Origin of the sequence: Streptomyces sp. NPDC046859 (assembly GCF_040645135.1) — a bacterium.
Lineage (GTDB): Bacteria > Actinomycetota > Actinomycetes > Streptomycetales > Streptomycetaceae > Streptomyces.
Genome location: NZ_JBEYXR010000010.1, coordinates 1 through 25,274 on the forward strand (window position 1 = coordinate 1; position 25,274 = coordinate 25,274).

The 25,274-nt window shown below is 71.4% G+C and carries 14 protein-coding genes, 1 tRNA gene and 1 rRNA gene; 12 read left to right on the top strand and 4 right to left on the bottom strand.

Features of this window, described 5'->3' with window-relative positions; all coding sequences use genetic code 11:
- From rrf to ABZ899_RS17015, 3 genes are all read left to right on the top strand, one after another.
- Window positions 1-95, top strand: a 5S ribosomal RNA gene (rrf, locus tag ABZ899_RS17005); the annotation flags it as partial.
- Window positions 96-208: 113 nt separating this feature from the next.
- Entirely contained in the window at window positions 209-871 is a 663-nt protein-coding gene (locus tag ABZ899_RS17010) for a DegT/DnrJ/EryC1/StrS family aminotransferase (protein WP_361346696.1), read from the top strand.
- A 75-nt stretch (window positions 872-946) separates the two neighbouring features.
- Window positions 947-1,019: transfer RNA gene (locus ABZ899_RS17015), tRNA-Thr, on the top strand.
- Between the two features lie 61 nt (window positions 1,020-1,080).
- Here the strand turns inward: ABZ899_RS17015 and ABZ899_RS17020 are convergent.
- Window positions 1,081-3,825, bottom strand: a complete 2,745-nt coding sequence (locus ABZ899_RS17020) for a SpoIIE family protein phosphatase (RefSeq protein ID WP_361346299.1) — start codon at window positions 3,823-3,825, stop codon at window positions 1,081-1,083.
- Window positions 3,826-4,204: 379 nt separating this feature from the next.
- Between ABZ899_RS17020 and ABZ899_RS17025 the strand changes: the two genes are divergently transcribed.
- The 9 genes from ABZ899_RS17025 (at window position 4,205) to ABZ899_RS17065 (ending at window position 18,547) form a co-directional block, all read left to right on the top strand.
- Window positions 4,205-9,679, top strand: coding sequence for a HAMP domain-containing protein (locus tag ABZ899_RS17025; protein WP_361346301.1), 5,475 nt, complete (start codon window positions 4,205-4,207; stop codon window positions 9,677-9,679).
- 244 nt (window positions 9,680-9,923) lie between these two features.
- A complete protein-coding gene (locus tag ABZ899_RS17030; protein WP_361346303.1) occupies window positions 9,924-10,607 on the top strand; it encodes a response regulator in 684 nt (227 codons plus the stop codon).
- A 148-nt stretch (window positions 10,608-10,755) separates the two neighbouring features.
- Window positions 10,756-13,503: a DNA translocase FtsK gene (locus ABZ899_RS17035; protein WP_361346305.1), complete on the top strand. Its 2,748-nt coding sequence runs from the start codon at window positions 10,756-10,758 to the stop codon at window positions 13,501-13,503.
- Window positions 13,504-13,779: 276 nt separating this feature from the next.
- Window positions 13,780-14,616, top strand: coding sequence for a RodZ domain-containing protein (locus ABZ899_RS17040; protein ID WP_361346307.1), 837 nt, complete (start codon window positions 13,780-13,782; stop codon window positions 14,614-14,616).
- A 94-nt stretch (window positions 14,617-14,710) separates the two neighbouring features.
- Complete coding sequence (rimO, locus tag ABZ899_RS17045) at window positions 14,711-16,180, top strand: 30S ribosomal protein S12 methylthiotransferase RimO (RefSeq protein WP_361346309.1); 1,470 nt, start codon at window positions 14,711-14,713, stop codon at window positions 16,178-16,180.
- A complete protein-coding gene (gene pgsA, locus ABZ899_RS17050) occupies window positions 16,177-16,968 on the top strand; it encodes a CDP-diacylglycerol--glycerol-3-phosphate 3-phosphatidyltransferase (protein ID WP_361346311.1) in 792 nt (263 codons plus the stop codon). The genes rimO and pgsA overlap by 4 nt, the downstream gene beginning before the upstream one ends.
- Window positions 16,965-17,510: a CinA family protein gene (locus ABZ899_RS17055; protein ID WP_361346313.1), complete on the top strand. Its 546-nt coding sequence runs from the start codon at window positions 16,965-16,967 to the stop codon at window positions 17,508-17,510. The genes pgsA and ABZ899_RS17055 overlap by 4 nt, the downstream gene beginning before the upstream one ends.
- A gap of 109 nt (window positions 17,511-17,619) precedes the next feature.
- Complete coding sequence (locus ABZ899_RS17060) at window positions 17,620-18,000, top strand: helix-turn-helix transcriptional regulator (RefSeq protein WP_019756312.1); 381 nt, start codon at window positions 17,620-17,622, stop codon at window positions 17,998-18,000.
- A gap of 268 nt (window positions 18,001-18,268) precedes the next feature.
- The gene (locus ABZ899_RS17065; protein WP_361346314.1) at window positions 18,269-18,547 is read left to right on the top strand and encodes a hypothetical protein; all 279 of its coding nucleotides are present in this window, start codon (window positions 18,269-18,271) and stop codon (window positions 18,545-18,547) included.
- Here ABZ899_RS17065 and ABZ899_RS17070 read toward each other — a convergent pair.
- The 3 genes from ABZ899_RS17070 to ABZ899_RS17080 all read right to left on the bottom strand — a co-directional run bounded on the left by ABZ899_RS17070 (window position 18,495) and on the right by ABZ899_RS17080 (window position 25,116).
- Entirely contained in the window at window positions 18,495-19,259 is a 765-nt protein-coding gene (locus tag ABZ899_RS17070; protein ID WP_361346316.1) for an SDR family NAD(P)-dependent oxidoreductase, read from the bottom strand. The genes ABZ899_RS17065 and ABZ899_RS17070 overlap by 53 nt on opposite strands.
- Before the next feature lie 32 nt (window positions 19,260-19,291).
- On the bottom strand, window positions 19,292-20,176 hold the full coding sequence (locus ABZ899_RS17075; RefSeq protein ID WP_361346318.1) for a DNA-formamidopyrimidine glycosylase family protein: 885 nt from the start codon (window positions 20,174-20,176) through the stop codon (window positions 19,292-19,294).
- Between the two features lie 65 nt (window positions 20,177-20,241).
- Entirely contained in the window at window positions 20,242-25,116 is a 4,875-nt protein-coding gene (locus ABZ899_RS17080; protein WP_361346320.1) for an ATP-dependent helicase, read from the bottom strand.
- Window positions 25,117-25,274 lie beyond the last annotated feature (158 nt).

Below are 25,274 nucleotides of genomic sequence, written 5' to 3' on the forward strand. Positions count from 1 at the left end.
AAACGCCCGGTTACATTCCGAACCCGGAAGCTAAGCCTTACAGCGCCGATGGTACTGCAGGGGGGACCCTGTGGGAGAGTAGGACGCCGCCGAACAATACTTAGAGGGCTGGACCCGAAACTTAGGTTTCGGGTCCAGCCCTTTTTTGTTGTGCGTCATCTGTCGTTCACGTGTCGCGCAGACGATCCATGGCATGGGTACTGCTGCAATGCTCCAGGCCGCCGGCATAGGGGTCGGTGACGAGGTCGTCGTACCGGCCTTCGGGAACGTCGAGGTGGCCGAGGCCGTGGTCCTCGCGGGTGCGCTGCCCGTGTTCGCCGACATAGACCCGGTGACGTACTGCCTGGACGCCGCCGCCGTGGACGCGGTCCTCGGTCCGCGGACGGCCGCTGTCGTCGCCGTACACCGCTTCGGGCGGGTGGCCGATGTGCCGCGACTGCGGGCCGTCGGGCGACGGCATGGGCTGCTGGTGCTGGAGCAGAGCGAGTCCGAGGGGCCGTACGACGAGGTCGCCCAGCGCCGGCAGCGGGCGGCGTACTTGGAGGCCAAGTTGAAGGGTGTGCTGGTGCCCGACGGCGGTGACGGGCACACCTACCAGCAGTATGTGGTGCGGGTGCCCGGGAATGGGCGGCCCGACCGGGACGCGTTCGCACGGGCTCTGCGCCTCAAGGGAGTTGAGTGCCGCGTGCCGGTGAAGACGCCGGTGCATCGGCTGCCCGAGTACCGGCGGTGCGTGTCCCTGCCGGAGACCGAGCGGGCCGCCGACGAGGCACTGGCGCTGCCCGTCGACGGCGCCCTCACCAAGCGGGAGTTGCAGCACATGGTGTCGGCCTGCAATGCGCTCGGCGGACTGCTCCAGCCCGCCTTCTGACGGAATTTGGGAGCACGGGCGCGTTCAGGGTACGATCTCTTTCGTTGCCGCGAGGGAAACCCCGCAGGGTAGCAGGCCCCTATAGCTCAGTCGGTAGAGCGTCTCCATGGTAAGGAGAAGGTCAACGGTTCGATTCCGTTTGGGGGCTCGACAGAAAAGGCCCCGCCCCTTCGGGCGGGGCCTTTTTCATGCCCGTCTTCCGTCTTCTCTCAGTCCTGGTGGACTTCCGGGACCCGCATGGCCAGGATCGCCATGTCGTCGGACGGGGCGTCGGAGGCGAAGCGTTCGACCGCGCGCATGATGCGGGCCGCGACCGCGCCGGCCGTCAGGCCCGTGCAGGTGGTCAGGACGTCGGCGAGACCGTCGTCGCCCAGCATGCGGGTGCCTTCGCGGCGTTCGGTCACACCGTCGGTCACGCACAGCAGGACGTCGCCCGGGTCGAGGGTGACCGTCTGCTCGTAGAGCTCCAGGTCCTCCATGACTCCCAGGAGAGGCTGGGGTTCGGCGGCCGGTTCGACGGTGCCGTCCTGGCGCAGGCGGAGGGGGAGCGGGTGGCCGGCGCAGACCACCTTCAGCTCCGCGCTGCCGTCCTCCTGCGGCCTCATCTCGCCGTAGAGGAGGGTCAGGAAGCGGCTGCGGGCTCCCTCGTCGAGGATGGCGGAGTTCAGGCGCTCCAGGACGGCGGGGCCGCTGAGACCCTCACGGGCGAGGAGCCGCAGGGCGTGCCGGGCGAGGCCGGTGACCGCGGCGGCGTTGGGGCCCGTGCCGCAGACGTCGCCGATGGCGAAGCCGTAGGCGCCGTCGCTGATGGGGAAGAGATCGTAGAAGTCGCCGCCGACCTCGTTGCCCTCGCCGGCGGCGCGGTAGATGACCTCGACCTCCACGCCGTCGATCTCGGGCAGCTCCGGCGGCAGGAGACTGCGCTGCAGGGACTGGCTGATGGCCGTGCGCTCGGAGTAGAGGCGGGCGTTGTCCAGGGCGAGGGCAGCCCGTCGGCTCAGGTCCTCGGCGAGTTCGAGGATCTCCTGGCGGAAGTGCTCGTCGGTCGGCTTGCCGAGGGTCAGCATGCCGATGACGCGGTTGCGGGCGACGAGCGGAAGGACGACGGTCTCGCCGCCCACCGCGGAGGCCGTGGCGAGCGTGGGGCCGATGCCCGCGCTGACGCGGCCGACCGGCTCGCCGAGACCGAGGCTGCGCATGGAGGTGCGCAGAGCGGCCTGGTGCGCCGACTCGGCGGGAGCCGACCAGATGCGGGCGCCAGGGGTGGGTACCGGGTCCGGCGGGGGGATCTTCGACAGCAACGACTTGATGCCGTCGATGAGTTCCTCGTCCTCGTGCAGGACGTACGACAGGTACGGCTCCGAGGCCTGGTCGGCGATCGTGTAGACGGCGCACCAGGTGGCGAGGGTGGGGACCGTCATCTGGGCCATGAGCGCCAGCGTCTGGTCGCGGTCCAGGGTGCCGGCCAGCAGGTCGGACGCCTCCACGAGGAAGCTGAGGGAGCCCCGGCGCAGCCGTTCGAGTTCGCCGAGGCGGGCGGACTCCACGGCCAGCGCGATGCGGTCGGCGGCGAACTGGAGGCGCAGGGCCTCCTCGTTGGTGTACCGGCCGGGTCCCTCCGCGGCGACGCCGAGGGAGCCCGTGAGGCGGCCCTCGACCTTGAGGGGGACGGTGACGACCGAGCGCATGCCGGTGCCGCGCAGCAGGGGGACGGCGCCGGGCACCATCGTGAGGTCCTCATGGACCGCCGGCATCCGGGCGGAGCCGTAGCGGCCGGGGCCGGCCTCGACCGGGACGCGGGCGAAGCGCTGGCGGGCGGAGGGCAGGCCGGTGGAGGCGCGGACCTCCAGTTCGGTCTCGTCGTCGGTGGCGAGCAGCAGGAAGGCCGAGTCGCCGTCGAGCATGTCGCGGGCGCGTTCCACGGTGCGCTGGAGCAGGCCGTCGAGGTCGTCCGGGGCGGGGGAGCCGATGAACACCTCGAACGGGTCGCTGCTCGTCGACTCGGAGGCGGAGTCGCCGGCCGGCACGCGCACGGGTGTCTGGAGGACGGCGCGCTCGTGGTTGCGGACCAGGAGGCAGACCGTGGAGGGCTCGCCGTCGGTGTCGCGGACGCGCAGGTGGGAGGCGTACACCGGAATGACGCGGCCGTCGGCGCCCCTTATGCCGTAGCTGCCCTCCCAGCGGGAGAGCTGGAGGGCCTCGGCGATGCCGGTGCTGGTGCCGGGGGTGTGCGGCCAGGCCGCGAAGTCGGTGAGGGGCTTGCCGACGACCTGCTCCGACGCGTAGCCGAAGAGGTCCTCGGCGTCCTCGTTCCACGAGGAGATGGCGCCGGCCCGGTCGATCTGGACCACGGCGACGCGGACGCGGCCGTCGGCGAGCGGGAGGAGGTCGAGGGGGAGCGACGGGCCGGCGGCGCGGGTGCCGACGGGGCGCTCGGGCAGGTCGAGCTGGAACCAGACCTGCTTCTGGGTGGGGGAGTAGTCGACGCCCCAGCGGCCCGCGAGCGCCGCGCAGAGCTGGAGGCCACGGCCTCCCTCGCGGTCGGGGCTGCCCATGTTGACGGGCGAGCCCTGGAGCGGGATCTCCCGTTCCGGGTAGCGGTCGGCCACCTCGATCCGTACGCCGTCCTCGCTGCGCAGGCACAGGACGTCCGCGGAGGTGCCCGCGTGGACGACGGCGTTCGTCACCAGTTCGCTGGTGAGGACCACGGCGTCGTCGACGATGTCGGCGAAGCCCCAGCCCTGCAGGGTGTCGCGGACGAAGGAGCGGGCGCTCGCGACGGACCGCCCGACAGGCTCGAAGCTGGCTGCCGCGCGCGCGGTGATCACTGAACTCCTCGTCCGGTCGTCGACGTGCAGGGCTTCGCGGCCGGCCGGGTCGTGCCGCTGGTGCGGCATCTGTCCGCCCGTCGGCCCCTCCGGGGTCGGTGCCCCCGGAATCAGTCCGGTGGTCATGTCCGGCCGCCCCTCCGTTTGCCCGCTCGTGCTCCTCCTGCCACCGCCCAGGCCGGACGGACCGGCGCGGCTGGACAGCCGCATGCAAGGTTACTTACCTTCGCGGTCCCTGCGGATGCCGGTCTGCAGTGTTTCCGTCCCGAGGGTGTGCGGACGATGTGCGAAGCTGCCGAACTGTTATGGCCGGGTTCAGCCGGGGTGAAACACTGGGCAGGCTTCCGGTGAAGGTCCGGGCAGGCCGAGTGGGGGGCGCGTCCGGCGGGCAGCAGCCCGTGGTGCGGCCCCGTTCGTCCGGGCGGACCACCCGGTGGACAACGGGTACGCGGAAGCAGCAGCACCGAGCACGACAGTGATGGTCGACCCCTGCGGGAGGGACACAGTGGAGTCTGGCGCAGCGACGCGGGGCACTCAGACGCGCGCGAAAGGCGGACAGTCCCTGAAGAGCGAACGCAAGAGCCGCGGCGGTACCACCGCCGTGGACACGGCGGCCCTGAACCGGCTGCTGACGGCCTTGGTGTCGATGCGCGACGGGAACTTCCGCAAGCGGCTCACGGTGTCCGGGGACGGCGTGATGTCGGAGATCGCGGCCGCCTTCAACGAGGTGGCCGACCGGAATCTGCACCTCACGGGTGAGCTGGCGCGGGTGCGGCGGATGGTCGGCCGGGAGGGCAAGCTGACCGAGCGGCTGGAGACCGGGGCCTGTGAGGGCTCCTGGGCGGCCGCGATCGACAACTCGAACGCCCTGGTGGACGACCTGGTGCGACCGGTGTCCGAGGTCGGGCGGGTGCTGTCGGCGGTGGCCGAGGGTGATCTGTCGCCGCGGATGGAGCTGCGGACGCAGGCCCCGGACGGCACCGGGCATCCGCTGCGGGGCGAGTTCCTGAAGGTCGGCCGTACCGTCAACAATCTCGTCGACCAGTTGTCGACGTTCACCGACGAGGTCACGCGGGTGGCCAGCGAGGTCGGCACCGAGGGCAAGCTCGGTGGGCAGGCCCGGGTGCGGGGCATGTCGGGTTCCTGGAAGGACCTGACGGACTCCGTCAACACGATGGCGTACCGGCTGACCGCTCAGGTGCGGGACATCGCGCTGGTGACGACGGCGGTCGCCAAGGGCGATCTGTCGCGCAAGGTCACGGTGCACGTGGCCGGCGAGATGCTGGAGCTGAAGAACACCGTCAACACGATGGTGGACCAGCTGTCGTCGTTCTCGTCCGAGGTGACGCGCGTCGCCCGCGAGGTGGGCACCGAGGGTGAGCTGGGCGGTCAGGCGCAGGTGCCCGGTGTGGCCGGTGTGTGGAAGGACCTCACCGATTCGGTGAACCTGATGGCCGGCAATTTGACGGCCCAGGTGCGCGGTATCTCACAGGTGACGACGGCGGTCGCCAACGGTGACCTGTCGCAGAAGGTGACGGTGTCGGCGCGGGGCGAGGTGGCCCAGCTCGCGGACACCATCAACCAGATGACCGAGACGCTGCGGATCTTCGCGGACGAGGTCACGCGGGTGGCCAACGAGGTCGGCGCGGAGGGCCAGCTGGGCGGTCAGGCGAATGTGCCGGGGGCCGCGGGCACGTGGAAGGACCTGACGGACTCCGTCAACACGGTGTTCCGGAATCTGACCATTCAGGTGAGGGACATCGCGGCGGTCACGACCGCGGTGGCCAGTGGTGACCTCTCGCAGAAGGTCACGGTCGACGTGGCCGGCGAGATGCTGGAGCTGAAGAACACCGTCAACGGCATGGTCGATCAGCTGTCGTCGTTCGGCAGCGAGGTGACCCGGGTCGCCCGGGAGGTCGGTGTCGAGGGTGAGCTCGGCGGCCAGGCGCAGGTGCCGGGGGCCGCGGGCACCTGGAAGGACCTCACGGACTCCGTCAACACGGCGTTCAGGAACCTCACCGGACAGGTGAGGAACATCGCGCAGGTGACGACGGCGGTGGCCAACGGCGACCTGTCGCAGAAGGTCACCGTGGACGTGTCCGGCGAGATGCTCCAGCTGAAGAACACCGTGAACACGATGGTGGACCAGCTGTCGTCGTTCGCCGACCAGGTGACGCGGATGGCCCGGGACGTGGGCACGGAGGGCCGCCTCGGCGGTCAGGCCGTCGTACCGGGGGTGTCGGGCACCTGGAAGGAGCTCACCGACTCCGTCAACTTCATGGCCGGCAACCTGACGTCCCAGGTGCGGCAGATCGCCCAGGTGACGACGGCGGTGGCGCGCGGTGACCTGTCGCAGAAGATCGACGTCGACGCGCGCGGGGAGATCCTCGAGCTGAAGAACACCATCAACACGATGGTCGACCAGCTCTCCGGCTTCGCCGACCAGGTGACCCGGGTGGCCCGTGAGGTGGGCACCGAGGGCCGGCTCGGCGGCCAGGCGCAGGTGCCCGGCGTCGCCGGTGTGTGGCGGGACCTCACGGACTCCGTGAACGGCATGGCCGGCAACCTCACCGCCCAGGTGCGCAACATCGCGCAGGTCGCGACGGCGGTGGCGCGCGGTGACCTCTCGCAGAAGATCACCGTGGACGCGCGCGGGGAGATCCTGGAGCTGAAGAACACGCTGAACACGATGGTGGACCAGCTGTCGTCGTTCGCGGAGGAGGTCACCAGGGTCGCCCGTGAGGTGGGCACCGAGGGCGAGCTGGGCGGTCAGGCCGAGGTGCAGGGGGTCTCCGGTACCTGGAAGGACCTCACCCAGTCCGTGAACTTCATGGCGAACAACCTGACCATCCAGGTGCGCCAGATCGCCGAGGTCACGACGGCGGTCGCCAAGGGCGACCTGTCCAAGAAGATCACCGTCGACGCCAAGGGCGAGATCCTCGAACTGGTGACGACCGTCAACACGATGGTCGACCAGCTGTCGTCGTTCGCCGAGCAGGTGACCCGGGTGGCCCGTGAGGTGGGCACCGAGGGCATCCTGGGCGGCCAGGCGCACGTCCCGGGGGTCACGGGCATCTGGAAGGACCTCAGCGGCAATGTGAACCTGATGGCGAAGAACCTCACCATGCAGGTGCGCAACATCTCGCAGGTCGCCGCCGCCGTCGCCAACGGCGATCTGACGCGCACGGTGACGATCGAGGCGCGCGGCGAGGTCGCGCAGCTCGCGGACACGTTCAACACGATGGTGAAGACGCTGAGTTCGTTCGCCGATCAGGTCACCAAGGTGGCCCGTGAGGTGGGTACGGACGGCATCCTGGGCGGTCAGGCGCATGTGCCGGGAGTGGCCGGCACCTGGAAGGACCTCACCGAGTCCGTGAACCAGATGGCGTCGAACCTGACCGGTCAGGTCCGCAACATCGCCATGGTCACGACCGCCATCGCCAAGGGTGACCTGACGAAGAAGATCGACATCGACGCCCGGGGCGAGATCCTGGAGCTCAAGACCACGATCAACACCATGGTCGACCAGCTCTCGTCGTTCGCGGAGGAGGTCACCCGCGTCGCCCGCGAGGTGGGCACCGAGGGACAGCTCGGCGGCCAGGCACGCGTGCGTGACGTCGACGGCACCTGGCGGGACCTCACCGAGTCCGTGAACGAGATGGCCGGGAACCTCACCCGGCAGGTGCGTGCCATCGCGCGCGTGGCGACCGCGGTGACCCGCGGCGACCTGAACCTGAAGATCGACGTCGACGCGTCCGGCGAGATCCAGGAGCTCCAGGACTACATCAACAAGATGATCGCCAATCTGCGCGACACCACGATCGCCAACAAGGAGCAGGACTGGCTCAAGGGCAACCTGGCCCGGATCTCGGCGCTGATGCAGGGCCGCCGGGACCTGGAGGACGTGGCCTCGCTGATCATGAGCGAGCTGACGCCGGTGGTGTCCGCCCAGCACGGTGCGTTCTTCCTGGCGATGCCGCTGGTGGACGGCAAGGACATCAGCGCCGAGGGCGAGGACCAGTACGAACTGCGGATGCTGGGGTCGTACGCCTACTCGATGGGGTCGATGCCGACGTCGTTCCGGCCGGGCGAGGGGCTGATCGGGACGGCCGCCCTGGAGAAGCGCGCGATCCTGGTGGAGAACGCGCCCAGCGGCTATCTGAAGATCTCCTCCGGGCTCGGTGAGGCGCCGCCCGCGCAGGTGATCGTGCTGCCGGTGCTGTTCGAGGGCAAGGTGCTCGGAGTCATCGAGCTGGCCTCCTTCACGCCGTTCACGCAGATCCAGAAGGACTTCCTCAACCAGATCGCCGAGATGATCGCGACCAGCGTCAACACCATCTCGGTCAACACCAAGACCGAGGTGCTGCTGCGCCAGTCGCAGGAGCTGACCGAGCAACTGCGCGAGCGGTCGGCCGAGTTGGAGAACCGGCAGAAGGCCCTCCAGGCGTCCAACGCCGAACTGGAGGAGAAGGCCGAGCTGCTGGCCCAGCAGAACCGCGACATCGAGGTGAAGAACACCGAGATCGAGGAGGCGCGGCAGGTCCTGGAGGAGCGCGCCGAGCAGCTCGCGGTGTCGATGCGCTACAAGAGCGAGTTCCTCGCCAACATGTCGCACGAGCTGCGCACCCCGCTCAACTCGCTGCTGATCCTGGCGAAGCTGCTCGCCGACAACGCCGAGGGGAACCTCTCCCCGAAGCAGGTCGAGTTCGCCGAGACCATCCACGGGGCCGGTTCCGACCTGCTGCAGCTGATCAACGACATCCTGGACCTGTCGAAGGTCGAGGCGGGCAAGATGGACGTCTCGCCGACGCGGATCGCGCTGGTGCAGCTGGTGGACTACGTCGAGGCCACGTTCCGGCCGCTGACCGCGGAGAAGGGCCTGGACCTGTCCGTGCGGGTCTCTCCCGAGCTGCCGGCCACGCTGCACACCGACGAGCAGCGGCTGCTCCAGGTGCTGCGGAACCTGTTGTCCAACGCGGTGAAGTTCACCGACTCCGGATCGGTCGAGCTGGTCATCCGGCCCGCGGGCTCGGACGTGCCGCAGTCGATCCGGGAGCAGCTGCTGGAGGCCGGGTCGCTGAGCGAGGCCGACGCCCCGCTGATCGCGTTCTCGGTGACCGACACCGGCATCGGGATCGCCGCGAGCAAGATGCGCGTGATCTTCGAGGCGTTCAAGCAGGCGGACGGCACCACGAGCCGCAAGTACGGCGGTACGGGTCTGGGGCTGTCGATCTCGCGGGAGATCGCCCAGCTGCTCGGCGGTGAGATCCACGCGCAGAGCGAACCGGGGCGGGGTTCGACGTTCACGCTGTATTTGCCTCTGCACCCCAGCGAACTGCCTCCGCAGGGGTATCAGCAGCAGTTGCCGCCGCTGGACCCGGGTGACCTGGTGGCGTCGGCGGCCGATCTGGCGGAGCTGTCCGACGCCGAGATCGAGACGCCGGCCGAGGTGCGGTCGTACCGGGAGACGCAGAACGGAGCCGCCGCGCTCTTCCGGCGCCGGCGCCGGGCCGCGGAGCTGGAGCAGCGGCCCGCCCAGCCGGAGCTGCGGTCGGCGGGCACCGAGGACGCCGCGGCGGCCCGGGCCCGGCGGGGCATCCGCTTCGGGGGCGAGAAGGTGCTGATCGTCGACGACGACATCCGCAACGTCTTCGCGCTGACCAGCGTGCTGGAGCAGCACGGCCTGTCCGTGCTGTACGCGGAGAACGGCCGGGAGGGCATCGAGGTCCTGGAGCAGCACGACGACGTGGCCGTCGTCCTGATGGACATCATGATGCCCGAGATGGACGGGTACGCGACGACCACGGCGATCCGCCGGATGCCGCAGTTCGCCGGGCTGCCGATCATCGCGCTCACCGCGAAGGCGATGAAGGGCGACCGGGAGAAGGCGATCGAGTCGGGCGCCTCCGACTACGTGACCAAGCCGGTGGACCCCGATCATCTGCTCACCGTGATGAACCAGTGGATGAGGGAGCAGTGACAGGGACGGACGGGTGTGCCGTGGTTTTGTTGACTCAGGGTGCTCGAAGCTGTGTAGAAGTGCGGGATTCGGGGAACCCTCTGGTCTCCCGCCACGTTTCTGCTACGTGCACAGTGACATCGCGGTGACAGGGTGTGGCGACAGGCGGGGTGCGGCTACCATGACCGGCACGAGGGCGGGCGGCGTAAGGGAGCCGTCCCCTGGGGCGGAGCCCGGTGCACTGCCGGGGCGAGGAGGGCGGGCCATGGTGCAGAAGGCCAAGATCCTCCTGGTCGATGACCGGCCGGAGAATCTGCTGGCGCTGGAGGCGATCCTCTCTGCGCTCGATCAGACCCTGGTGCGGGCATCGTCCGGGGAGGAAGCGCTCAAAGCACTGCTGACGGACGACTTCGCGGTCATTCTCCTGGACGTTCAGATGCCGGGAATGGACGGTTTCGAAACCGCGGCGCACATCAAGCGACGGGAACGGACGCGGGACATCCCGATCATCTTCCTCACCGCGATCAACCACGGTCCGCACCACACCTTCCGCGGATACGCGGCGGGTGCGGTGGACTACATCTCGAAGCCGTTCGACCCGTGGGTGCTGCGGGCGAAGGTCTCGGTGTTCGTCGAGCTGTACATGAAGAACTGCCAGCTGCGCGAGCAGGCGGCGCTGCTGCGGCTCCAGTTGGAGGGCGGCGGCGGGAAGGCCGCCGGTGCCGAGTCCAAGGAGCCCGCCGGGCTGCTCGCCGAGCTGTCGGCGCGCCTGGCCGCCGTCGAGGAGCAGGCCGAGGCGCTCTCGAAGCAGCTCGACGACGACTCGGCCGACGCGGCCGCGGTGGCCACGGCGGCCCATCTCGAACGCAAACTCACGGGTCTGCGGCGGGCGCTGGACGCGCTGGAGCCGGGCGCCGGCAACGCGTCGTCGGTGTCCTCGCAGAACTGAGCGCGGGGCGGCCCCGGTTGGTGACCGGGCGGCGCTATGTCCCGATGTGTGAGTCGGCGTCAGTTCACTGCCTCCGCACGGACGACACGAACGGGTGAAGCGGTGGGCACACGTGTCCACTGTCTCCTCCACCGGTAACCTCACCTCCATGGCCTCACGTTCCCCCGCAGCCAGGAAGCCGCCCGCGAACAAGGCGGCCGCTTCGGCGAAGGCTCCGGCGAAGAAGGCCGCCGCCAGGAAAGCCCCCGCGAAGAAGGCGCCGGCGAAGAAGGCCGCGGCCCGCAAAGTCGCGCCCCCGCCCAGGCCGGCGCCCAGCCCCACCGGGGGTGTGTACCGGTTCGTGCGCGCGATCTGGCTCGGGCTCGCGCACGCCGTCGGCGCGGTGTTCCGCGGGATAGGGCAGGGCGCGAAGAACCTCGACCCCGCCCACCGCAAGGACGGCGTCGCCCTGCTGCTGCTCGGCCTCTCCCTGATCGTCGCCGCCGGGACGTGGTCCAACCTGCGCGGCCCCGTCGGGGACCTCGTCGAGATCATCGTGACCGGCGCCTTCGGCCGGCTCGACCTGCTGGCGCCGATCCTGCTCGCGGTCGTCGCCGTGCGGTTCATCCGGCACCCCGAGAAGCCCGAGGCCAACGGCCGTATCGTCATCGGCCTGTCCGCGCTCGTCATCGGCGTGCTCGGCCAGGTCCACATCGCGGTCGGGTCGCCGGCCCGCAGCGCCGGCATGCAGGCCATAAGGGACGCCGGCGGGCTCATCGGCTGGGGCGCGGCGACCCCGCTGACGTACACCATGGGCGAGGTCCTGGCCGTACCGATGCTCGTGCTGCTGACGGTCTTCGGTCTGCTGGTGGTCACGGCCACCCCGGTCAACGCCATCCCGCAGCGGCTGCGGCTGCTCGGCGTGAAGCTGGGCCTGCTGCCCGATCCGGAGGACGACGAGGTCTACCCCGAGGACGACGAGCGCTACGACGAGCAGTGGCGCGAGGCGCTGCCCGCCGCGCGCGGGCGCAAGCGGACCCGGGCCCCCGAGGCGTACGACCCCGAAGGAGCCGAGCAGGAGGCCTTCTCGCGGCGTCGCGGGCGTCCCAGGCGCTCCGCGGTGCCCCAGCCCGAGATGGACCGTCCCATGGACGCTGTGGACGTCGCCGCGGCCGCCGCGGCCGCGCTCGACGGCGCCGTGATGCACGGCATGCCGCCCTCGCCGATCGTCGCCGACCTCACCCAGGGCGTCAGCGTGGGCGACCGCGAGGACACCACACCCGTGCCGACGCCGGTCCCGGCGGCTCGGCCCCAGCAGGACCGGCTGGCCAGGCCCAAGGCCGCCGATCCCACCAAGACCGAGGTCCCCGATCTCACCAAGGCCGCGCCCGTACCCGACGAGATCCGCGATCTGCCCCCGCGCGCGGAGCAACTGCAGCTCTCCGGTGACATCACCTACGCGCTGCCGTCGCTGGACCTGCTCGAACGCGGCGGTCCCGGCAAGTCGCGCAGTGCCGCCAACGACGCCGTCGTCGCGTCGCTCACCACCGTCTTCACCGAGTTCAAGGTCGACGCCCGGGTCACCGGCTTCACGCGCGGGCCGACGGTCACGCGCTACGAGGTCGAGCTGGGGCCGGCCGTCAAGGTCGAGCGCATCACCGCGCTCACGAAGAACATCGCCTACGCCGTCGCCAGCCCCGACGTACGGATCATCAGCCCGATCCCGGGCAAGTCCGCGGTCGGCATCGAGATCCCCAACACGGACCGCGAGATGGTGAACCTCGGTGACGTGCTGCGGCTCGCTGCCGCCGCCGAGGACGACCACCCGATGCTGGTCGCGCTCGGCAAGGACGTCGAGGGCGGCTACGTCATGGCGAACATCGCCAAGATGCCGCACGTGCTGGTCGCCGGTGCGACCGGCTCCGGCAAGTCGTCCTGCATCAACTGCCTGATCACCTCGATCATGATGCGGGCGACCCCGGAGGACGTCCGCATGGTCCTGGTCGACCCCAAGCGCGTCGAGCTGACCGCGTACGAGGGCATTCCGCACCTGATCACGCCGATCATCACCAACCCGAAGCGGGCCGCCGAGGCGCTCCAGTGGGTCGTCCGCGAGATGGACCTGCGGTACGACGACCTGGCGGCCTACGGCTACCGGCACATCGACGACTTCAACGAGGCCGTCCGCAGCGGCAAGGCGAAGGCCCCGGAGGGCAGCGAGCGAGAGCTCCAGCCCTACCCGTACCTGCTGGTCATCGTGGACGAGCTCGCCGACCTGATGATGGTCGCGCCGCGGGACGTGGAGGACGCCATCGTCCGCATCACGCAGCTCGCGCGCGCGGCCGGCATCCATCTGGTGCTCGCCACCCAGCGGCCGTCGGTCGACGTCGTCACCGGTCTGATCAAGGCGAACGTGCCCTCGCGGCTGGCCTTCGCCACCTCCTCGCTCGCCGACTCCCGGGTCATCCTCGACCAGCCGGGCGCCGAGAAGCTGATCGGCAAGGGCGACGGCCTGTTCCTGCCCATGGGCGCGAACAAGCCGACCCGGATGCAGGGCGCGTTCGTGACCGAGGAGGAGGTCGCGGCGGTCGTCCGGCACTGCAAGGACCAGATGGCACCCGTCTTCCGGGACGACGTGGTCGTCGGGACGAAGCAGAAGAAGGAGATCGACGAGGAGATCGGCGACGACCTCGACCTGCTGTGCCAGGCGGCGGAACTGGTGGTGTCCACGCAGTTCGGCTCGACGTCCATGCTCCAGCGCAAGCTGCGGGTCGGGTTCGCCAAGGCGGGCCGCCTGATGGACCTCATGGAGTCGCGCGGCATCGTGGGACCGAGCGAGGGATCGAAGGCGCGTGACGTCCTCGTGAAGGCCGAGGAGCTGGACGGTGTGCTCGCGGTGATCCGCGGGGAGGCTTGAATGTGCCCCCGGCGGAAAAACGGACCCTTGGTGGCGAGCGGGCCGGGTAGGCGATGAGTCGATGCCTGATCGTGACTCACCCGTAGGGGATCATTGAGCAACCGTTTCCCTTCGACGTACGTCAAGTTGAGCGAAACGACAAACTCTTGGCCGCCATCGGCGTGTCGGGCCCTACCGATGGCGTACAAAGTCCCACCGCCCGCTTGCCTCACCCTTTTGTCGCCCCCCTAGACTGAACCTCCAGCACAGGTGGCTCACCGCTCGAAAGGCGCCCCCGTGTCCATCGGCAACTCCCCTGAAGACGAGCGTCCGTTCGACGACGAGTCCGACGACTCCCGGCCCTCGATCGGGCATGCCCTGCGGCAGGCCCGTCTCGACGCCGGGTTGACCGTCGACGACGTCAGTACCGCCACCCGGGTCCGCATCGCCATCGTGCAGGCCATCGAGGCGGACGACTTCGCCCCCTGCGGTGGCGACGTGTACGCCCGCGGCCACATCCGGACCCTGGCCAAGGCCGTCCACCTCGATCCGGCCCCGCTGCTCGCCCAGTACGACGCGTCCCACGGCGGACGGCCGGCGCCCACCCCGGCGGCCCCCCTGTTCGAGGCGGAGCGCATCCGTCCCGAGCGCCGCGGGCCGAACTGGACCGCGGCCATGGTCGCCGCGATCGTCGCCGTGATCGGGTTCGTCGGCTTCACCGCCTTCAAGGGCGACGACGAGGGCGGGAAGTCCGCCGTCGCCGAGGGCGGCTCGACGCCGTCGGCCGACAAGAGCACGCCGACCCCCAAGACCGACAAGCCGAAGGACCCCGAGCCCGAGCCCTCCGACAGCGCCATCGCCGCCGTCCCGCAGGACAAGGTGACCGTGCAGGTCAGTGCCGCCGACGGACGCAGCTGGGTGGCCGTCAAGGACCACAACGGCCGGCTGCTCTTCGACGGTCTCCTCAAGCAGGGCGACAGCAAGACCTTCCAGGACAGCAAGAAGATCAACCTGGTCCTCGGCGACGCCGGAGCGATCGACCTGTACGTCAACGGCAAGAAGATCGAGGACGACTGGCGGCCGGGCGCCGTGGAGCGCCTGAGCTACACCAAGGGCGACCCGCAGGCCGGGTAGGTCCGGACGACGGGGTGAGCCGGGGACGGGGTCGGCCGGGATCGGCCAACCCCGTCGACATGGGCCGTCAGTGAGACAAAGTAGTCTTGAGCCCATGCCTGAACGCCGTACCGTCGCACTCGTCACTCTTGGCTGCGCCCGCAACGAGGTGGACTCGGAGGAGCTCGCAGGCCGCTTGGAGGCGGACGGCTGGGACCTCGTGGAGGACGCCGCCGACGCGGACGTCGCCGTCGTCAACACCTGTGGCTTCGTCGACGCCGCCAAGAAGGACTCCGTCGACGCCCTCCTGGAGGCCAATGATCTCAAGGGCCACGGGAGAACCCAGGCCGTCGTGGCGGTGGGCTGCATGGCCGAGCGGTACGGCAAGGACCTCGCCGAGGCCCTTCCCGAGGCCGACGGCGTGCTCGGCTTCGACGACTACGCGGACATCTCCGACCGCCTCCAGACCATCCTGTCCGGCGGCATCCACGCCGCCCACACTCCGCGGGACCGGCGCAAGCTGCTGCCGATCAGCCCGGCCGAGCGGCAGGAGTCCGCGGCCGGGGTCGCGCTGCCCGGGCACGCCCCCGTCGATCTTCCGGAGGGGCTCGCTCCGGCCTCCGGGCCGCGGGCGCCGCTGCGCCGCCGCCTCGACGGCGCCCCCGTCGCCTCGGTGAAGCTCGCCTCCGGCTGCGACCGGCGCTGCAGCTTCTGCGCCATCCCGTCCTTCCGCGGCTCCTTCATCTCGCGCCGGCCGAGCGACGTGCTGAACGAGACGCGGTGGCTGGCCGAGCAGGGCGTCAAGGAGATCATGCTGGTCTCCGAGAACAACACGTCGTACGGCAAGGACCTGGGCGACATCCGGCTGCTGGAGTCCCTGCTGCCCGAGCTCGCCGAGGTCGACGGCCTCGAGCGGGTCCGCGTCAGCTATCTGCAGCCGGCCGAGATGCGGCCCGGTCTGATCGACGTCCTGACGTCGACGCCGAAGGTCGCCCCCTACTTCGACCTCTCCTTCCAGCACTCCGCGCCCGACGTGCTGCGCGCGATGCGCCGCTTCGGCGACACCGACCGCTTCCTGGAGCTGCTGGACACCATCCGCGGCAAGGCGCCCCAGGCGGGCGTGCGCTCCAACTTCATCGTGGGCTTCCCCGGCGAGACCGAGGCCGACCTCGCCGAGCTGGAGCGCTTCCTGAACGGGGCCCGGCTCGACGCGATCGGCGTCTTCGGCTACTCCGACGAGGAGGGCACCGAGGCCGCGACGTACGACGGCAAGCTGCCCGAGGACGTCGTCGCCGAGCGGCTCGCCCGGGTGTCCCAGCTCGCCGAGGAGCTGGTGTCGCAGCGGGCCGAGGAGCGCCTCGGCGAGACGGTGCACGTGCTGGTCGAGTCCGTCGACGAGGACGGCGTGTACGGGCGCGGTGCGCACCAGGCGCCGGAGACGGACGGCCAAGTGCTGCTCACGAGCGGCGCGGGTCTGAGCATCGGTCGTATGGTCGAGGCGAAGGTGGTCGGCACCGAAGGCGTCGATCTGGTGGCCGAGCCCCTCCAGGGCACGTTCGCGTGTAGTGAGGAGGCGGGCAGATGACCGGAGTTCCGGCGTCCGCCGCGGGCGGCCCCTCCCCGGCGGGTGCGACGGGCAAGGTGAGCGCGGTGGGTACGACGGGGAAGGCGAACGCGACCGGTGCGTCCCAGGCGGGTGTGACCCGGCCCGCGGGCGCCGACCAGGGCGCCGAGGGCGACGGTCGGCCCGCGCGGGGCGCCAAGATCGCGGCCGCGGCCGTCAACCAGGCGAGCATCTGGAACATCGCCAACCTGCTGACCATGCTCCGGCTGGTCCTGGTGCCGGCGTTCGTCGCGCTGATGCTGGCAGACGGCGGTTACGACCCCGCCTGGCGCTCGTTCGCCTGGGCGGCTTTCGCCATCGCCATGATCACCGACCTGTTCGACGGGCATCTGGCCCGCGCCTACGACCTGGTCACCGACTTCGGCAAGATCGCCGACCCCATCGCCGACAAGGCGATCATGGGAGCGGCCCTCATCTGTCTGTCCGGGCTCGGCGATCTGCCGTGGTGGGTCACGGGCGTCATCCTCGGCCGGGAACTCGGGATCACCCTGCTGCGTTTCATCGTCATCCGGTACGGCGTCATCCCGGCGAGCCGCGGTGGCAAGCTGAAGACGCTCACGCAGGGCGTGGCCGTCGGTATGTACATCCTGGCGCTGACGGGATGGCTGGCGACGCTGCGCTGGTGGGTGATGGCGGCTGCCGTCGTGCTGACGGTGGTGACCGGGCTCGACTATGTGAGACAGGCCATTGTGCTGCGGAGGCAGGGAATCGCGGAGCGCAGGGCAGCGTTGGAGGAGACGGAAGCGTGAACTCTCGCGCCGCGGACGTCGTGCGACTACTCACGGTGAAGGGCGAGACGCTTGCCGTCGCGGAGTCCCTGACCGGTGGTCTGGTCGCGGCGGACATCACCGGCATTCCGGGGGCGTCGAAGGTCTTCCGCGGATCGGTGACGGCCTACGCCACCGACCTCAAGCACCGGCTGCTCGGCGTGGACGCCACCGTGCTGGAGCGGCGCGGAGCGGTGGATGCGCAGGTCGCGGTGGAGATGGCGGCCGGTGTGCGCAAGGCGCTGGGAGCCGACTGGGGCATCGCCACGACCGGTGTGGCCGGGCCGGAACCGCAGGACGGACAGCCCGTGGGCACCGTCTTCGTGGCCGTGGACGGCCCCGTCCGTCCGGGTTCCGGTTCCGCCGGTGGCGGAAAAGTGGAGGCCCTGCGGTTGAACGGCGGCCGGGCGGAAATTCGTATGGAGAGTGTACGGAGCGTACTCGCCCTGCTTCTGACGGAGCTGGCGAACGAACACCATGGGAATGAGTGGGCACAGGATACGGAACGGAACGGGGGGTTTTGATGTTTGCAGCCCTGAGTGAACACGACATCGCTCCCCGCACGGCCGCGGCGCAAGGCGGTACGGTGGGGCGTGAAGGATGCGGCTACGCGGTCCGAGGAGGGAGCCACCGATGATTCTGCTCCGTCGCCTGTTGGGTGACGTGCTGCGTCGGCAGCGCCAGCGCCAGGGCCGTACTCTGCGCGAAGTCTCCTCGTCCGCCCGAGTCTCGCTCGGCTATCTCTCCGAGGTGGAGCGGGGGCAGAAGGAGGCTTCCTCCGAGCTGCTCGCCGCTATCTGCGACGCGCTGGACGTACGGATGTCCGAGCTCATGCGGGAAGTGAGCGACGAGCTCGCCCTTGCCGAGCTGGCCCAGTCTGCTGCGGCCACCCCCAGTGAGCCTGTACCCACGTCGGTCCGGCCGATGCTGGGTTCCGTATCGGTGACCGGTGTGCCACCGGAACGGGTGACCATCAAGGCGCCGTCCGAAGCGGTGGACGTGGTCGCCGCGTGACGATGCCACCGGTGCGCGTGGACTGACCATGCGCTGAGGTGTGGTGTGAGGCCCCGGCCAGGGCTTCTCCAGTCGGATCTGGAGAGTGCGGGTCGGGGTTTCGTGCTGTCCGGGCCTCCGTGAGCCGCCGGGGCGCGCTTGCCGAGCCGCCGCGCGCCGGTCAGGGTGGATGTGTGACGGCGCATGGACGCGCGGTGACGAGGGCCTGCGCTGCGTACGCCCCCTGGTGGCGGAAGGCGCGATCCGGCGCCGGGCTGGAGGTGAGCGGATGGCACGGCCCATAGTCCGCTGGGGGGTGGTTCTCGGGGGTTCCTCGCTGTGGTGGTGGGCCGTGGTGCGTCTCGTGTGCGCACCGGGCGCGGGAGCGCTGGAGGCGGCCGTCGCCGCCGGCGGCTGGGGGCTGAGCCTGCTGCCGGTGCACTGCGAACCGAAGGGGCAGGCGGACGGGGCCGTCGACGCGCGGAAGTGGGTGCGGGCCTGGCGCGTGGGACGCGCTACCACGGCATCGCCACACCACCGTTCGGACGCAGGATCTGCCCCGTCGTGAACGACGAGGCGTCGGATGCCAGATGAAGCACCGTGTGTGCGACGTCCTCCGGTCCGCCGACCCGGCCCAGCGGTGACAGGCGCGCCATGGACGACTCCGTCCGCGCCTGTACGGCGGCGTCGTGCCGGTCGGTCATGGGGGTGCGGATCCAGCCCGGAGCGACCGCGTTCACGCGGATGCCGTGCGGGCCCATCTCCGCCGCGAGGGTCTTCGTCAGCTGGACCACGGCCGCTTTGGCCGCGCCGTACGCGAGGAGGCCGGGGGCCCCGGTGTCCACGGCGCCCGAGGCCATCGTGACGATGCTCCCGGCGATGCCCCGGTCGAGCATGATGCGGGCCGCCTCCTGGCAGGCGTACAGCACGCCTTTGAAATTGACGTCCAGCACCCGGTCCAGGTCCTCGTCACGGGTGTCCAGGACGAGGCTGCTGTGCATGATCCCGGCGATCGCCGCCATGACGTCCAGCCGCTCGCAGGAGGCGACGGCGCGGTGCAGCCGCGCGCGGTCGGTGACGTCCAGGTGGTGGGTGCGGGAGCTGCCGCCGACCGCCTCGATGAGGTCCGCCGTCTCGTGCAGTCCCCGCGCGTCGCGGTCGGCGCAGTGCACGGTGGCGCCGGCCTGGGCGAGCAGGACGGCCGAGGCGCGGCCGATGCCACCGGCGGCACCGGTGACGAACGCGGTGCGGCCGGTGAGATCGTACGCCGTGACGGGCATGTGGGGACCGTAGAGGCGTATCTGACGGTCCGTCAACTGTTCGCGCGGTCGCGGTCCTCGGGACGCGGGGGAGTGCCGGGCGTGCCGGTCGGGGCAGGGCCGGCCTGGCAGTGGGGGCACCAGTAGGTGGGGCGTTCGCGGGAGCCGTCGCCCTGCTGCGCCACGCGGATCCGGGTGCCGCAGCGCACGCAGGGGCGCCTCGCGCGGCCGTAGACGAAGAGGTCCTGGCCGCGCAGGCCCGTCGTCTTGCGGACCGGGCGGTCGCGGTTGGCCTCCAGCAGCTTCTTGGCGAGCAGGGGCAGTTGGGCGGTGTGTTCGGCGGGCAGCGCGCCGACCGGGAGCCAGGGGGTGACCCGCAGCAGGAAGCAGATCTCGCTTTTGTAGATGTTGCCGACACCGGCGAGGTTGCGCTGGTCCAGCAGGGCCTCGCCGAGCGGACGGCCGGGATCGGCGAGCAGGCGGGCGAGGGCGCGGTCCGGGTCCCAGTCCGGGCCCAGCAGGTCGGGGCCGAGGTGCCCGACCACCGTGTCCTCCTCGGCGGTGCGCAGGACCTCCAGGACGGGGAGGCGGTAGCCGACGGCCGTGCGGGCCGGGCGCGCCTCGGCGGCGGCCGCGTCTGGGGCGGGGGCGGTGGTGAGGACCGCCCGGATCTGGTGGACGGCACCGCCCGCCCAGCGCTCTCCGTCGGTGAAGATCCGCCAGGAGCCCTCCATGCCGAGATGCGAGTGGATCGTCAGGCCGCCCTCGACCCGGGTGAGGAGGTGCTTGCCCCGCGCGGTGACGTCCAGGACGGTGCGGCCCGCCAGGTCGACCGTGGCGAACTTCGGCACCCGGAAGTCGCTCAGGGCCAGCACCCGGCCCGCGAGGGCGGCGTGGAGCCGCTTCGCGGATTGCCAGACCGTGTCACCTTCGGGCATGTCTCAAGGGTGACACGAGGGGGCGGGGAGCACGCCGGGGAGCCGGGCCGGCCGTGACGGCGCGATCAGGCACGGAGGCGGAGCCCTCGGGGGGTCGCGATGAAGCCCGCCGCCTCCAGGAGCGTGCCCACGGGAGACGTCAGGGCCTGTGCGCCGTTCACCCGCTCCACCGTGACCGTGCCGAGGGAACCCGCCGCGGCGGCGCCCGCCAGGGCTTCGGCGGCGGCCCGCAGCCGGGGGTCGTCGGCGGGCTCGGTCTCCGGGGCCGACGGCCAGGCGAGCAGGGTCTTCCCGCCGCGCTCCATGTAGAGGGTGAGCTCCCCGTCGACCAGGACCACGAGCGAGCCCGCCTTGCGGCCCGGCTTGTGCCCGGCGCCGGTGGGCGGCTCGGGCCAGGGGAGGGCGGCGCCGTACGCGTTCGCCGGGTCGGCCGCCGCGAGGACGACGGCCCGGGTGTCCGGGGTGGGGCGGTTGCGGCGGGGGCCGGTCTGCCACGGGGCGGTCGGCCCCCGGCGGTTGCCGGCGCCGGCGCGGTCCAGGGGGGAGACGTACTCGTCCGGCTTGAGCCGCTCGAGGTGGGCGTCGAGGAAGTCGTGGTCGAGGTCGGGGATGTCGTAGGACGGACCGCCGTCGGGGTCGCCCGGTAGGCCGCCGGAGCCGTCGGCGCCCGGTGCGGGCGGGCCGGGCAGGTCCTCCCCGCGGTCGCGGGCGTTGGACACCGCGCGCAGCCGGTCCACCGCGCCGTCCATCGCGAACTGCGCGGCGCCCAGCCCCTCCACGACATAGCCGCGCCGGGCCTGGCCGCTCTCCTCGAAGGCGGCCAGGATGCGGTATATCGCCGAGAAGCCGCCCTCGACGCCCTCCGCGGCGACCGCGCCGCGCGTCACCACGCCGTGCCGGTCCAGAAGGGTGCGGGCCAGGGCGTGGGCCCGCACGGTCGGGTCCGGTTCGTGCGCGGGCAGCAGGGACCAGCGGCCGGCGACGGTCGGCGGGCCGGTACGGGAGGCGGTGCGGGCGGCGGCGGTCAGCGAACCGTAGCGCCCGCGCGGGACCGTGCGCTTGGCGCGGTGGGCCGTGGAGCCCGCGGTGCGGCCCGAGCCCAGCAGTGAACGCATCGGTGCGAGCGTGTCGTTCGTCAGGCGGCCCGACCAGGCCAGCTCCCAGAGGGCGTCCGCGAGCTGCGGGTCGGTGACCTCCGGGTGGGTGGTGGCGCGGATCTGGTCGGCGATCTGACGGAAGAACAGGCCGTAGCCGCCGGACAGGGTGTCCAGGACCGACTGGTGGAGCGCCGTCAGCTCCAGGGGATGGGGCTGCGGCAGCAGCAGGGGGGCGGTGTCCGCCATGTAGAGGGAGACCCAGCCGTCCTTGCCCGGCAGTGAGCCCGCCCCCGCCCACACGACCTCACCGGCGGCCGTGAGTTCGTCGAGCATGGCCGGCTGGTAGCCGGCGACACGGGACGGCAGGACGAGCTTCTCCAGCGCGGACGCGGGCACGGAGGCCCCCTGCAACTGCTCGATGGCGCGGACCAGTCCGTCGGTCCCCCGCAGGCCGTGGCCCTTGCCGATGTGCTGCCACTGCGGCAGGAACTGGGCGAGCGCACCCGGCGGCACCGGCTCCAGCTCGTGCCGCAGCGCGGCGAGGGAGCGGCGGCGCAGCCGGCGCAGGACCGCGGCGTCGCACCACTCCTGGCCGATGCCGGCCGGATGGAACTCGCCCTGCACCACGCGTCCGCTCGCCGCCAGCCGCTGCAGCGCGCCGTCGGTGATCGCCACTCCCAGGCCGAAACGGGCCGCCGCCGTCGCCGACGTGAAGGGTCCGTGGGTGCGGGCGTAGCGCGCGAGGAGGTCGCCGAGCGGATCCTTGACCGGCTCGGTGAAAGCCTCCGGGACACCCACGGGCAGCGCCGTGCCCAGCGCGTCGCGCAGGCGGCCCGCGTCCTCGATCGCCGCCCAGTGGTCGGCGCCGCCGATCCGCACCTTGATGGCCCTGCGGGCAGCGGCCAGCTCCCGCGCCCACGCCGGCTCCGCGCCGCGCTCGGCCAGCTCGGCGTCCGTGAGCGGACCGAGGACGCGCAGGAGGTCGGCGACGCCCTCGACGTCCTTGATCCGGCGGTCCTCGGTGAGCCACTGCAGCTCGCGCTCCAGCTCCGTCAGCACCTCGGCGTCCAGCAGCTCGCGCAGCTCCGCCTGCCCGAGCAGCTCGGCCAGCAGCCGCGAGTCGAGCGACAGGGCGGCGGCGCGGCGCTCGGCCAGCGGCGAGTCCCCTTCGTACAGGAACTGGGCGACGTACCCGAAGAGGAGGGACCGCGCGAAGGGGGACGGCTCGGGAGTGGTGACCTCGACGAGCCGCACCTTGCGCGACTCCAGGTCGCCCATCAGCTCGACGAGGCCGGGGACGTCGAAGACGTCCTGGAGGCATTCGCGGACCGCCTCCAGGACGATCGGGAACGAGCCGAACTCGCTGGCCACCTCCAGCAGTTGCGCGGCACGCTGGCGCTGCTGCCACAGCGGGGTGCGCTTGCCGGGGTTGCGGCGCGGCAGGAGCAGGGCGCGCGCGGCGCACTCGCGGAAACGGGACGCGAACAGCGCCGAGCCGCCGACCTGGTCGGTGACGACCTGGTCGACGTCGCCCTTGTCGAAGACGACGTCCGCCGCGCCGACGGGCGCCTGGTCGGCGTCGAACTCCGTGCCGGCCTTCCTGGGCTCCTGGTCCAGCAGGTCCAGGCCCATGAGATCGGCGTCCGGAAGGCGCAGCACGATGCCGTCGTCGGCGTGCATGACCTGCGCGTCCATGCCGTAGCGCTCGGACAGCTTCGCGCCCAGGGCCAGGGCCCAGGGGGCGTGGACCTGGGCGCCGAACGGGGAGTGCACGACCACACGCCAGTCGCCCAGCTCGTCGCGGAAACGCTCGACGACGATCGTGCGGTCGTCCGGGATGTGACCGCAGGCCTCGCGCTGCTCGTCCAGGTACGACAGCACGTTGTCCGCGGCCCAGGCGTCCAGGCCCGCGGTGAGCAGGCGGAGCCGGGCGTCCTCCTTCGACAGCGAACCGACCTCGCGCAGGAACGCGCCCACCGCGCGGCCCAACTCCAGCGGGCGGCCCAGCTGGTCGCCCTTCCAGAAGGGCAGCCGTCCCGGCACACCCGGAGCGGGGGAGACCAGCACGCGATCCCGTGTGATGTCCTCGATGCGCCACGAGCTGGTGCCCAGCGTGAAGACGTCGCCGACACGGGACTCGTAGACCATCTCCTCGTCCAGCTCGCCGACCCGGCCGCCGCCCTTCTTCGGGTCCGATCCGGCGAGGAACACCCCGAACAGGCCCCGGTCGGGGATCGTGCCGCCCGAGGTGACCGCGAGGCGCTGGGCACCCGGCCGGCCGGTGATGGTGCCGGCGACCCGGTCCCACACCACGCGCGGGCGCAGCTCCGCGAAGGCGTCCGACGGATAGCGGCCGGCGAGCATGTCGAGGACCGCCGTGAACGCCGACTCCGGCAGCGACGCGAAGGGAGCGGCCCGGCGGGCCAGCGCGAGGAGGTCGTCGAACTGCCAGGTGTCCATCGCCGTCATGGCGACCAGCTGCTGCGCGAGGACGTCCAGCGGGTTCGCCGGGACGCGGAGGGACTCGATGGCACCGGTGCGCATGCGCTCGGTGACCACGGCGGACTGGACGAGGTCGCCCCGGTACTTCGGGAAGACCACTCCCGTGGAGACGGCCCCGACCTGGTGCCCCGCGCGGCCCACGCGCTGCAGGCCCGACGCCACGGACGGCGGCGACTCGACCTGGACGACGAGGTCCACCGCACCCATGTCGATGCCCAGCTCGAGGCTGGAGGTGGCGACGACCGCGGGGAGGCGGCCCGCCTTCAGGTCCTCCTCCACCAGGGCGCGCTGCTCCTTGGAGACCGAGCCGTGGTGGGCGCGGGCGATGACCGGCGGCGCTCCGTGGGCGGCGCCGGAACCGCCCATCAGCTCCGCCGGGGAGTGGTGCTCGTCCAGGGTCTCGCCGGTGGCCCGCTCGTAGGCGATCTCGTTCAGGCGGTTGCACAGGCGCTCGGCGAGCCGGCGGGAGTTGGCGAAGACGATCGTGGAGCGGTGCGACTGGATGAGGTCGGTGATCCGCTCCTCGACATGCGGCCAGATCGAGGGGCGCTCCGCGCCTTCGGAGCCGTCGGTCACCGGGGAGCCGCCCAGTTCGCCCATGTCCTCGACGGGGACGACGACGGACAGGTCGAACTCCTTGCCCGACGCCGGCTGGACGATCTCCACCTTCCGGTTCGGCGAGAGGTAGCGCGCGACCTCGTCGACCGGGCGGACGGTCGCGGACAGGCCGATCCGCCGCGCCGGCTTCGGCAGGAGCTCGTCCAGGCGCTCCAGGCTGAGTGCGAGATGGGCGCCTCGCTTGGTGCCCGCCACCGCGTGCACCTCGTCCAGGATCACCGTCTCGATGCCGGTCAGCGCGTCGCGGGTCGCCGACGTCAGCATGAGGAACAGCGACTCGGGCGTGGTGATCAGGATGTCCGGGGGCCGGGTCGACAGCGCCCGCCGCTCCGCCGCCGGGGTGTCGCCGGAGCGGATGCCGACCCTGACCTCCGGCTCGGGCAAGCCGAGACGGACGGACTCCTGGCGGATGCCGGTCAGCGGGCTGCGCAGATTGCGCTCCACGTCAACGGCGAGCGCCTTCAGCGGGGAGACGTACAGGACGCGGCAGCGCTTCTTCGGGTCGGCCGGCGGGGGCGTGGCGGCCAGCTGGTCCAGCGCGGCGAGGAACGCGGCCAGCGTCTTGCCGGAACCGGTGGGGGCCACGACCAGCACGTCCGAGCCCTCGTGGATGGCCTGCCACGCGCCTGCCTGCGCCGCGGTGGGCGCGGAAAAGGCACCCGTGAACCAGTCACGGGTCGCGGGGGAGAAGCCGTCCAGGGCTCGCTGCGGATCGCTGACCATGCATCTATCTTGCACCCGAGGACCGACAATACGTCTGACCTGCGCTGATGCCGCCGAGCCGGTGCGCGGGCGGCCCTCTGCGACGGGCGGAGGCGCGGCTCGGACGGGTGCGGGGGCGGGGTGGGGGCGGGACAGCGGCGCAGGTCGCGGACAATGGG